Here is a 10445-nt window from a genome sequence, read left to right as displayed (position 1 = left end):
CATAGAAGGTAATAACTGTCGCCTTAGGCACCGATTGCGACGAGCCGTTCGAAAGACCTGCTGCTTCTCAAAGAAGTTTGATAACCACTTTAAGGTGTTTGATTTGGTATTCTTCTATGTCAATTATGGCTATGTCTGATGCCAGCATACTTTTTAGAACACCACCATTAAATTTAATCTTTCCTCTTAAAACTGATCATAGCTTTAAGGGGAAACGTCCATATGCGGGGGTGCTCAATAAATTTACAAAATTAGGCAGAAATAATCCTTGAGTTATAATTTAAATTTTGGTTAATGGTGAGTGCTCTAACATTTTAAATATTTGTGAAAAACAGCCATACAAATAGCATTTTTTTCTTATTAATTTTTCCAATCAAAAATCATGTTGTATTAAAGCATAAACTATTTTTCTAAAATCAAAACTTATATGTCGAACGATGTGGACCTATTGAATAAATCACAAAATCTATGTATCTATAGAGTATACCCTAAAGTTACAATATAAAAGTTCTTAAAACTATGTAACATTTAAATGATTTTTAACCATATATAACATGTAACTTTGATATTTAAGATTTATAATTTACGAAATTGTTCATTTTTATCTAATTGGGGCGTGAAAGAGTGAAAGGCCAAAAAGTAGGGTATGTGCGAGTGAGTTCGGTCGAGCAAAATACAGGGCGTCAACTTGAGGGAATTGAAGTCGACCGGATTTTTGTTGACCGTGCTTCGGGTAAAAATACCGACCGACCGAAATTTCAAGAAATGTTGAACTATGTCCGGGAAGGGGATAGGGTGATTGTACATTCCATGGATCGTTTTGCACGAAGTCTAAAAGATTTGGTCACTGAAGTAGATAAACTGGTCAAAAGAGGGATCGCCATCCAGTTTGTAAAAGAGAATATTACTTTTACTGCCCAATCCACGCCGATGGATAATTTGATGCTGCAACTGATGGGTGCTTTTGCTCAATTCGAGCGGGAAATTATCTTAGAACGTCAGAAAGAAGGGATTAAGATCGCAGCAGCTCAGGGCAAATATAAAGGTCGTGTCCATAAATTGAATCCAGATCAAGCTAAAGCATTACTGCAAGCCTGGAAAGAAGGGAAGTATTCATCAAAAGTTGATCTGGCAAAAGCGTTTGGTATCAGTAGACAGGCTGTCTATCGGTATTTAAAACAAATTAATTAGTCACTAGATGGACTGAAAGGTGCCTACAAAATCAGTGGCTATTCAGATATTACAATTAGCTACCAAAAAAGTAGAGATGGTCTGCATCTACTCGTGGACTCTACTGGCTTGAAGTTTCTAGGTGAAGGTGAATGGAAATGCAAGAAACATGGATCTGAATATCGTCGCCAATGGCGTAAGCTCCATATTGCTATAGAAGCTGAAACCCTTCAAATACGTGCAGTACAACTCACGACAAATAATGTCAGCGATTCACAAGTGCTCGAAGATTTACTTTCTCAAGTTCCCTTGGATGAACGAATTGATTCAGTCTATACAGATGGTGCTTATGACACAAAGCACTGCCGACAAGTCATTTTAAATCGTGATGCACATGCGGTCATTCCACCCAGGAAGAATGCAAAGCCTTGGAAAGATCAGCAAGTCAGGTCTATAGAACGAAATGAGTTATTGAAAACAGTCAAACTGCTAGGAAGGTCACTTTGGAAAAAGTGGTCTGGTTATCATCGTCGAAGTTTGGTGGAAACCAAGATGCATTGCATCAAATTATTAGGCGATAAATTAACAGCAAGGAGTTTTCCTAGTCAGGTGAATGAGATTCATGCACGCGTAGCCGTCTTGAACAAATTCACAGAATTGGGGCGCCCTCACACCGGTAATCCCCCCTAAAAATAAAAGGATCTAAAAGTAGAATTTTCTCTTAAGATACGAGCAGGAGATTCTGCATGAAAACATCTAAATTTACTGACAGCCAGATCATGTCCATTTTAAAACAGGCGGAGTCTGGCACACCTGTAGCCACCCTTTGTCGTGAACATGGCATGAGTAATGCCACGTTTTATAAATGGCGTGCCAGATATGGCGGTATGGATACCTCATTGATGGCTCGACTGAAAGAGCTGGAAGCAGAAAATACCAGACTAAAAAAAATGTATGCTGAAGAGCGATTAAAGGCAGAGATTGTTCAGGAAGCAATGTCAAAAAAGTGGTGAAGCCATCTTGCCGACGTCAGATGGCTCAACAAGCCGTTGCCCTGCATGCGGTTAGTATCCGTTTAGCTTGCTCTGCATTTGGCATTAGTGAAACCTGCTACCGTTATCAGGCTAAACTTTGCGATGACAATGCATTAATTGCTAAACAGCTCATTGAACTCACTGAGGCAAATTCCGATTGGGGATTTGGTCTGTGCTTCTCATATTTACGACATGTTGAGAATCACTGCTGGAATCACAAGCGGGTTTACCGCATTTACTGTGAGTTGGCACTAAATCTGCGTATTAAACCGAGAAGAAGACTAAAACGGCACGCGCCTGAACCATTGAAAGAACCAATCCGAGAAAATCAGGTCTGGTCATTAGATTTTATGCATGATCAGCTGATCGATGGTCGAAAGTTCCGATTATTAAATGTGATTGATGACTACCGTCGAGAAGGCTTAGCGATTGAAGCAGGATTCTCATTACCTACAATCCGAGTTATTCGTACGTTGAATCAGTTGCTGGAGTGGCGAGAAAAGCCGTTAGTTATTCGGTGTGACAATGGCCCGGAGTTTATCAGTCATGAATTTGTACGCTGGGCTACTGAGCACGGTATTCGTATTGAATATATTCAACCAGGTAAGCCACAGCAGAATGCGTATATTGAACGTTATAATCGGACTATACGTTATAGCTGGCTAAGCAAGCATCTATTTGACACACTGGAAGAAGTACAAGATTATGCAACAAACTGGTTGTGGCATTACAACCATGAAAGACCACATCAAGCTAACAAAGGAAAGCCACCTCTAAGGGCTGCTTAACCTCTACTTTTAACTTCGGTTATTTATGGGAGGATTACCATAACTTAAAGCAGAATAGGGAGGCTTTAAGGATGTAAATAAGATATGTGAAGGAATTTCTTTTCGGATTTCATTTATATAGATTTGAAGAATTCTGTAGTCTCGTTCCTGCAGTTTAATTACTCGGTACGAATATTCATTTTTGATTTTTGGCTTTTTTGATCGATCATCGAACTCATCATCTGTATTTGTAATAATTAAACTAAAACTATGATTCTGAATTGATTTTTTAATAGAGTTGGTTGTTAGTAGCATAAGCTCACCAATTCTAAGACCATAGTTGAGCATGAGATGTATGATCAGAAAGTTTCTGAGTTGTACATTTTTAGATCTAAAAGGATTTAATTCATTGTATTTATTAGAGTTACTTGGTGAAATGACTGAATACAATCCTTTAATCATTTCCTGATTCATGCTCTTAAAATTATGATTTATCTCACTTTTAATTGTCTTATTGGCTTTTGAAAAATTATTTATAATTTTTTTCTTTATTGTCATATATTTATTCAAGTTTTCTTTAATTTTTTGAATTTCCTTCAACGTAAGTTGTGGCTGTGATTGCATGCTTAAGTATTCATTAATCAAGAAGTTGTAAAACTTTAAGAAGGATCTAACTCTATGACCAATTGTTGTGTAATTAATATGTTCTGAATTGCTTAGCCGTATAAGATTACTTTCAAGTTTTTTATTATTTTCTAAGTAAACAATGAAATTATCAATTTCACATTGAATGATCTCAAAATTATAGGATGTCGAATAGAACGACTCACAAAAGGACGTGGCAAACTTTTCAAACCAAAATTCATACCAAAATTTTATTGCGATTAAATCTGCATGCTGCGTAGAGATACTTTGAAATCTAAGAAATTTCATGGTGTACAGCATAGGGTACATACATGGACAGAATGAATCTAAATCAAATAAAAGAATAATTTGATTTTCGTTTGAGACTTTCTTTTCTAAATGAATTGTTTTTAAAGCAAACATAGTAAAGTTTATGAATTATTCTTAAGGTCAACATATCATATTTTATGATTGAAATAGAAATTAGTTAAGTTATTGAATCTTAGTTCAAGAAAGAAAAATATGAAGTTATTGTTAGGTGTATCGGAATTGTCATAATTATAATTCTCAAAGGAGTAGAAAAGGCACTACCCCACAATTTTTTTCTCTCAAAATGTCATTCACTGTCATTTTTTAGTGGCAAGTACCAGGTGCAATTCTTTTTACGGTGTATTACACCGTAGATGTTTTGAGTGAGCTTAGCTGGCACCGTAAAAGTTTTGATCGACAAAATATCCAAAGTCAACTGGACTGTTAATCCATTTGCTAAACAAAACGTGAAACAGCAAATTATTGTAGTCTATATATTTTTCATAATTGTTCACGATACCTAAGTTCAGCAAGTTTTTTTCAAACTCAATGCGTTCAATGGGTTCTGATTTCACAAATGCATGGATGGATGCTTTGATTGTGGGAGGAAAATAAAGTGTCATCCTAACTACAGGACCCTGCAACGTAGCAATTCCTGCAAAAATCCATTTAAAACAATGACTTATTTCAATTCTGCCATCTGCAAGCGTTTTGTGGGGATGGAGGCCGGAATCATTAAAGTATCATCCTAATTTTCGCTCAACCTTGGAAAATGCTGAGAATCGTAAAAATAAAGTTTCATCCTTTCCGCTACTAGTTCAAGGCTTTCTTCCGGCCGCCGGCAACAACGCTGCTTGGCTGAGGCGATCCACTTGCGCTACCGCTCACTGATCAGATCGAACTTGAACTCGACGAGCAGCCAACCATCAGGCCGAGCGTGATCGCCAAAAAAAACGGATCATGCGAAATCCTTCGTTGAGTTTGGCGCGGGTTTTAGCAAATCAGCTGGCCCGCGATCCGGTTGAGAGTGATCCGAAGCGGTCCTTGACGACCGGCACAAATCGGCCGATTCTGTTGAAAAAGTAGCTTTAGCGGCAGCCTGCCGATCAGGTGTGCCTGCTGTCGAAGTGGCTGCAAGCCACTTCAAGTTGCCTTCCGGCGTTTCACTGAGCGTCCTTGCTCAGGTTTAAGGGTTAATTTGAGGGTTTCTGCTCGTAGCAGGCATACCTATCCCGTCAGCGGTGGCCCTTGAGGCAAAAGCTTGGCCATGCGGCGCAGGTTCTGCACCATCGCAGCCAAGGTGAATTCGTCAGTGGCACCCGTTAGGCCACGCAGTCGTAAACGGTCGAGTTTCATGATCCGTTTGAGGTGGGCGAAAAGCATCTCCACCTTCTTTCGTTCGCAGCGAGAGACGAGGTACTCCGGTGTCTTGGCGATGCGTCGAGCCACGTCGCGGGCAGCCTCATGGATGCTGCGGACGATCTTCCGATTCGGCGTGTTGGGGCAGCATTTCGCTTTCAACGGGCAGGTGGCGCAGTCGGTTTGGCTGGAGCGGTAAATGACGGTTTTGGCCTTAGTTACCCGCGACCTTTGCTGGGTGAAGGCGCGCCATTCACTGCGTAGCGGTTTGCCGGCTGGGCAGCGATATTCATTGGCGTCCTGACTCCAGTGAAAGTCGTTACTGGAGAGGCTGTCGTCCTTGCGCTCGGTCTTGTCCCACACCGGCACATGCGGTTCGATGTCCTTTTCTTCGACCATCCAGGCCAGCATCGGGGCGGTGCCATAAGCGGTATCGCCGATAAGGCGTTCCGGTGTGAGATCGAACTGCGCCTCGACACGCTCGACCATCGTCCTAGTCGAATCGACTTCGGCGGTACGGTGCGCCGGGGTAGCTTCCACGTCCATGATCACACCGTGCTCAGTGTCGATCAGGTAATTCGTGGAGTAGGCAAAAAAGGCCGGGCCACCTGGCGCTGCTGTCCAACGGGACTGAGGATCAGTGAGCGAAATTTTCTTGGGAAGAGCCTCAGCCAGCGCCTCTTCATCAAGGGCTTCGAGGTACTCGCGCACTGCGCGGCTGCTGAGCTTTGGATCGTTCCAATCGACCTCATCTCCCGCCACCCCACGTTGCCGGCTGGCATCCGCCTTAATGATGCTGGCGTCGACGGCGAAACCTTCACCCTTGACTAGGCCGGCTGCCATGCAGCGCCGCAGCACCTCATTGAATAACCAGCGGAATAGATCGCTGTCACGAAAACGCCCATGGCGATTCTTCGAGAAGGTCGAGTGATTGGGGACTTCGTCTTCCAGACCCAACCGGCAGAACCAGCGATAGGCCAGGTTCAGGTGCACCTCTTCGCACAATCGCCGCTCGGAACGAATGCCATAGCAAGTAGCCGACGACCAGCATGCGCACCATCAACTCCGGGTCAATCGAGGGACGCCCGATGGGGCTATAGAAATCTGCCAGGTAGGCACGTAGATCACTGAGATCCAAGCACTGGTCGATGCTGCGCAGGAGATGTTGGGCCGGGACGTGATCTTCCAGATTGAACGAGTAGAACAGGCGCTGCTGTCCTCCCGGTAACTGTCCCATCATGCTGTTCGCCCCCACGCTCGCTGACAAAGCAATTTTGCCAACGGCATGGGGAGGCCGCTACTTTTTCAACAGAATCGGCCGCACACAGCCATTCGGCTCAACAGAACCCTGCCTTTACCCCACCAAACTCCGGAAACTCGCCCGGTAGTCCGTCGGCTTGAGATGCACATGTTGGCTGAGGTCGCCGGGTAGCGTGAACAGGCGCGGACCGTCCCGAAACTGGAACACGCGATACAGATGGAATTGATCGCCCGCCTCCTTGGAGAATTCGAGTTCGTTGTGGCTGACCAAGAAAGACGAGCCTACCCCGCCATTGGTGGTTTACACCTCGATGAAGCGCTCATGGGCGTCCTCTTCGAACGACAGGATGTCGAACCCCGCACCGTCTCCCTGGGTGTCGGACACCCAATCCAGCCGCTGAAAAAGCTCTGGGTGGCCGAGCTCGGTCAGGCGTTGCTGTTCGTAGCCAATCACCCACTGCTCCCCTGCCCGGCCCAGCTTGCGGTTGGCTTCATCGCGAGCGGCATAATCGAACTTTCGCGGTAGGCGTTGCCGTAGAGATGCCGGGGTACGCACAAGCACTTCACGGGCGGGTGGTTCTACCAAAGCCGCTCGGTAGGTTTTGTCACCCGGAAGTTTTACCTCCTCCAGGGCATCGACAAGAGCGCCGACCGTCTGCTGATGTTCCAGAACGTAGGCGTGTACGGATTTACGCAGCAGCAGTTGGCTGTTGCCGCGTGGCTTGTAGCCGTTGATATAGGGCAGGCCCAGGGCATCGAGTACGGCGCTAATGTTCTGGTGCTTGAGCTCGACTGAAGACTTGCTGCGACCGTTCAGCAGTTGGCGCAGTGCCTGGTTGTGCTCGGACTTGTTGTACGGCTCCCCAGCCGCCTCGGCACGCAGCATGTCGAAATAGTCTTCGACCGTGGCCAGGACCTCTTCTTCGGACCAGTCTTCGCCGATGCGAATGATGCGAAACCCGAGCCGCGTCAGCGCCGGAACGACGGTCGCCTCGCCACCGGAGAAGCTGTCAGCAGTGAGCGGGCCCTGCTCGGGAAATTGCTTGCCGAAGGCCACACCGGCGATGGCCTTGGAATCGCAATCGGTGCCGGTCTTCGGATCACGTACCAGGAAGTCGCGGGACTTGCCGTAGCCGTGGCGCGCCAGGAATTTCGTGCGGCCCAGTTGCACGAACTCATCGATGGCAGCCTGCACGGCGGCGGGGCTTCGAAGCTGGGAGAGTTGAGACACAGGGTCCTTCCTTACTGTCATGGTGTGCCGGGAACCGCCGAGCCACGAGATTATGAGTAGCCCCTGAACAGAAACGTCACGATAAAAGCCGTGAACGCCACCAGGCCCATTAAATCCCTTGCGTATTTGCAGCCCGTGCTGTCCAAACCTGTACCAGGTCCGATCAACACGCTCCAACCATTGAGGTACGAAAACACCGCCTGACCGAACAAAAAATGCGTGATAGCCGCCGCAGCCATGACGCCGGAATCGTCAGACAGGCTGTAGCTGTTGACCATTGCCCTGTACGCCTGCATCTGAAATGGCTATTGCCCTGATGGGAGCCGGCTTTTCAGCCACCGACACCAGCGATGCCGTCAATATTCTTTACCCGATAACCATGACCGTACAAGCTAACAAGGCCTGGCAAGCCAGCGGACTTAAAAAGTCTTTTTTTCTACCATCCCACAAAAAAGTTCGTGGTGGAGAAAAGATAAGCTATGCAAGGCTTTAGGAGACGTGGTTTTTCAGGATGACGAAGAACGATTCGGCGCTAGGTGCAACATAGGTGCATCGCACGAGCGCTAGGAACGGCGAAAAAAGGCGGACGTGGCGAAATCGGTAGACGCAGCAGACTTTAAAATTGGAGTGCCCGCGGGGAAATCCGCGGAGTAGAACCGCTCAAAGTCGGGGAACGCTAACGGGCAATACCCTAAGCCAATCCCGAGCCAAGCCCCTTCGGGGGAAGGTGTAGAGACTGGACGGGCGGCGCCTAAAGCCTTCGGGCAATGGCGAAGGGACAGTCCAGACCACGAACGTCATCAGACGGCGGCGAAAGTCGAGGTGGTACGAAAATCTGCTTCTCTGTGAGAGTACGGGTTCGAGTCCCGTCGTCCGCACCACAAAGCCAAACATCCCTGCGATGATCGACCTCTGGGCGTTTGGTCGTGAGCCCGCCACCCTCGCGCTACGCTTTGCGCAGGCGTCGAAGGCGATCAGGTGCGCCCATCGATTCCGTCGAGCACCATCGCTGCGAGTTCATCGCTGGTGTGTGCACCACTATCGAGAACACGGGTTGTGCATGGAAGCCGTTCCCTTGCGGCCAAGCATCGGGCGACATTCGCTAATCGCCACTCTCGAATCTCCGCATTTCGATTCGGGTCAGGATGCATGGTCTGGTTCGCGATCCGGTGACGCAATAGGTCCTCGTTGAGCGTCAGAAAGATGTGCAGCAGCTGATCGTCGATCCGCCTTACCCCGTCGAGTATCTCAGTCAGATAGTCCGGGTGCACGAGCGTCATTGGGATGATGATGTCCTGCGAGTAATTCCTTCGAATCTCCCTGACCGCCGCGATCGTAAGTCCCCTCCACAAGGGGAGATCCTGATAGTCTCCGCTCGCTGGCATGGGGACCGTTTCTTTCACCACGAACCCGATTTCCTCGGGGTCAAAGATCAGCGATTTGGAACGCCGATCGCGCAGCCGCTTAGCGAGCGTCGTCTTTCCGGCGCCGAAAGGTCCGTTGATCCAGATTATCATTGTCGACGGCCTCTAACCTGAAGGCTCGCAAGAGCGCTCGACGGCCTCGTGCGGAGGCACGATCGGAGTGGTTCCGAAATGCTTCTCAAGATAGGTGACGCCGAACGTCACGATGTCCTGCGCGTCGAACAGGTAGCACTGAGCAAAGCCCACGACACCTTCTCGATGGCGACCGAGCTTCACGTAAGCATTTGCTATAGTTTCAACCGCATCCGGCTTTCCTTCGATAGCAAAGCAATCGAGAATGCCGTTTGAATCGTAATCCGATGCCGTTTTCCAGGCGACTTCACCGTCTCTTCCAAGCATCGGCATCTCATACGTCACCCACCGTTTGTTGGGGATATCGGCAACCGCCTCGGCGTAGTGCAATGCGGTAACGGAGTTTAGCGGCGCACCCAACAGCAGGGCCTTCCCGCCAAGGCGAACGAACCGCTCGACGGGCGATCCTTCCCCCAAGGCGTGACCGAGTTCGTGAGGCTCCGTCAGCGTTTCAGCCAGCGGACCAACCGCGACCATCGATGCATCGGGGTGCGCGCTGCGCCGCGCGCCGGGGGCTTGAACCAGAAATTGATTCAGCAGGCCGAACCCACGGTAAGTCCCGGCTGTTGCGGGATCGAACGGCAGCCAGGTACGGCGGGCTTCGTCATCCAGCCGAGCGCCATTCAGAGTCTCCTCGTAGGGTGATCGGTCCCACGACGCGTATCCCATCACAGTGCCAGTCGGCCCAACCGCGGAGCGTAACGCGGCAACGACCGTCTCCGCTCCTCCTTCGACCGGACCAATCGCTTTAAGTGAGGCATGCACCATCAAGAGGTCACCGGTTTGGACTCCGAGTTTTTGAAGCGCCTCCGTTATTGCCTTCCGCGTATGCATCGCGATATCTCCTCTAAACTGCAAAACACTATACCTATCGAGATATCACTCTACTATACCTATCGAGATATAGAGGTGGTCCCACTTGTTTGAACAACTAAAAGCGTATTTATAAGTGATATTCCGCTCTAGTTAAGCCACCTTGTTTTGTTGGGGTAGCTGATCATAGTAAAACTCATTTGGTGTCATTTTGTCTAGACTCGAATGAGGTCGTTTCAAATTATAAAACTCAAAATATGCACTTAATTGCTTTTTCGCATCTGTGACACTGCTATAAGCTTTGAGATACACCTCTTCATAT

At 47.8% G+C, this 10445-nt stretch carries 8 protein-coding genes and 4 pseudogenes; 5 read left to right on the top strand and 7 right to left on the bottom strand.

Annotation, left to right across the window (positions count from 1 at the left end; genetic code table 11):
• The 4 genes and pseudogenes from A9J31_RS15380 to A9J31_RS06970 all read left to right on the top strand — a co-directional run.
• Nucleotides 1-139 (top strand): IS1 family transposase (locus A9J31_RS15380; protein ID WP_162270482.1); only part of this gene is annotated, 139 nt, incomplete at its 5' end.
• Nucleotides 140-624: 485 nt separating this feature from the next.
• The gene (locus A9J31_RS06985; RefSeq protein WP_032490058.1) at nt 625-1191 is read left to right on the top strand and encodes a recombinase family protein; all 567 of its coding nucleotides are present in this window, start codon (nt 625-627) and stop codon (nt 1189-1191) included.
• 45 nt (nt 1192-1236) lie between these two features.
• Nucleotides 1237-1860 (top strand): annotated as a pseudogene (locus A9J31_RS06980) (IS5 family transposase); the annotation flags it as partial.
• 56 nt (nt 1861-1916) lie between these two features.
• A protein-coding gene (locus A9J31_RS06970; protein ID WP_098733269.1) for an IS3 family transposase occupies nt 1917-2992 on the top strand; the annotation gives its coding sequence in 2 pieces (ribosomal slippage) (nt 1917-2169 and nt 2169-2992; 1077 coding nt in all).
• Nucleotides 2993-3025: 33 nt separating this feature from the next.
• On the opposite strand, the pseudogene A9J31_RS15925 reads toward A9J31_RS06970, so the two are convergent.
• The 4 genes and pseudogenes from A9J31_RS15925 to A9J31_RS06945 all read right to left on the bottom strand — a co-directional run.
• Nucleotides 3026-4018 (bottom strand): annotated as a pseudogene (locus tag A9J31_RS15925) (site-specific integrase); the annotation flags it as partial.
• A 1113-nt stretch (nt 4019-5131) separates the two neighbouring features.
• Nucleotides 5132-6503, bottom strand: a pseudogene (locus A9J31_RS06955) (IS1182-like element ISCfr1 family transposase).
• A gap of 114 nt (nt 6504-6617) precedes the next feature.
• Nucleotides 6618-7718 (bottom strand): annotated as a pseudogene (locus tag A9J31_RS06950) (protein NO VEIN domain-containing protein).
• Nucleotides 7719-7804: 86 nt separating this feature from the next.
• Nucleotides 7805-8032 carry a hypothetical protein gene (locus tag A9J31_RS06945; protein WP_000248278.1) on the bottom strand — a complete coding sequence of 76 codons (228 nt, stop codon included), beginning with the start codon at nt 8030-8032 and terminating at the stop codon, nt 7805-7807.
• Nucleotides 8033-8055: 23 nt separating this feature from the next.
• Between A9J31_RS06945 and A9J31_RS06940 the strand changes: the two genes are divergently transcribed.
• On the top strand, nt 8056-8247 hold the full coding sequence (locus tag A9J31_RS06940) for a hypothetical protein (RefSeq protein WP_000951934.1): 192 nt from the start codon (nt 8056-8058) through the stop codon (nt 8245-8247).
• Nucleotides 8248-8728: 481 nt separating this feature from the next.
• Here A9J31_RS06940 and A9J31_RS06935 read toward each other — a convergent pair whose 3' ends face one another.
• The 3 genes from A9J31_RS06935 to A9J31_RS06925 form a co-directional block, all read right to left on the bottom strand.
• Nucleotides 8729-9271 carry an AAA family ATPase gene (locus tag A9J31_RS06935; protein ID WP_000587837.1) on the bottom strand — a complete coding sequence of 181 codons (543 nt, stop codon included), beginning with the start codon at nt 9269-9271 and terminating at the stop codon, nt 8729-8731.
• A 12-nt stretch (nt 9272-9283) separates the two neighbouring features.
• Nucleotides 9284-10144, bottom strand: a complete 861-nt coding sequence (gene aac(3)-IId / locus A9J31_RS06930; RefSeq protein ID WP_000557454.1) for an aminoglycoside N-acetyltransferase AAC(3)-IId — start codon at nt 10142-10144, stop codon at nt 9284-9286.
• A gap of 132 nt (nt 10145-10276) precedes the next feature.
• The coding region (locus A9J31_RS06925; RefSeq protein WP_155857604.1) for an integrase core domain-containing protein at nt 10277-10445 on the bottom strand (169 nt) is incomplete at its 5' end.

Origin of the sequence: Acinetobacter gandensis (assembly GCF_001678755.1) — a bacterium.
Lineage (GTDB): Bacteria > Pseudomonadota > Gammaproteobacteria > Pseudomonadales > Moraxellaceae > Acinetobacter > Acinetobacter gandensis.
This window is presented reverse-complemented; position numbering and strand designations above follow the sequence as displayed.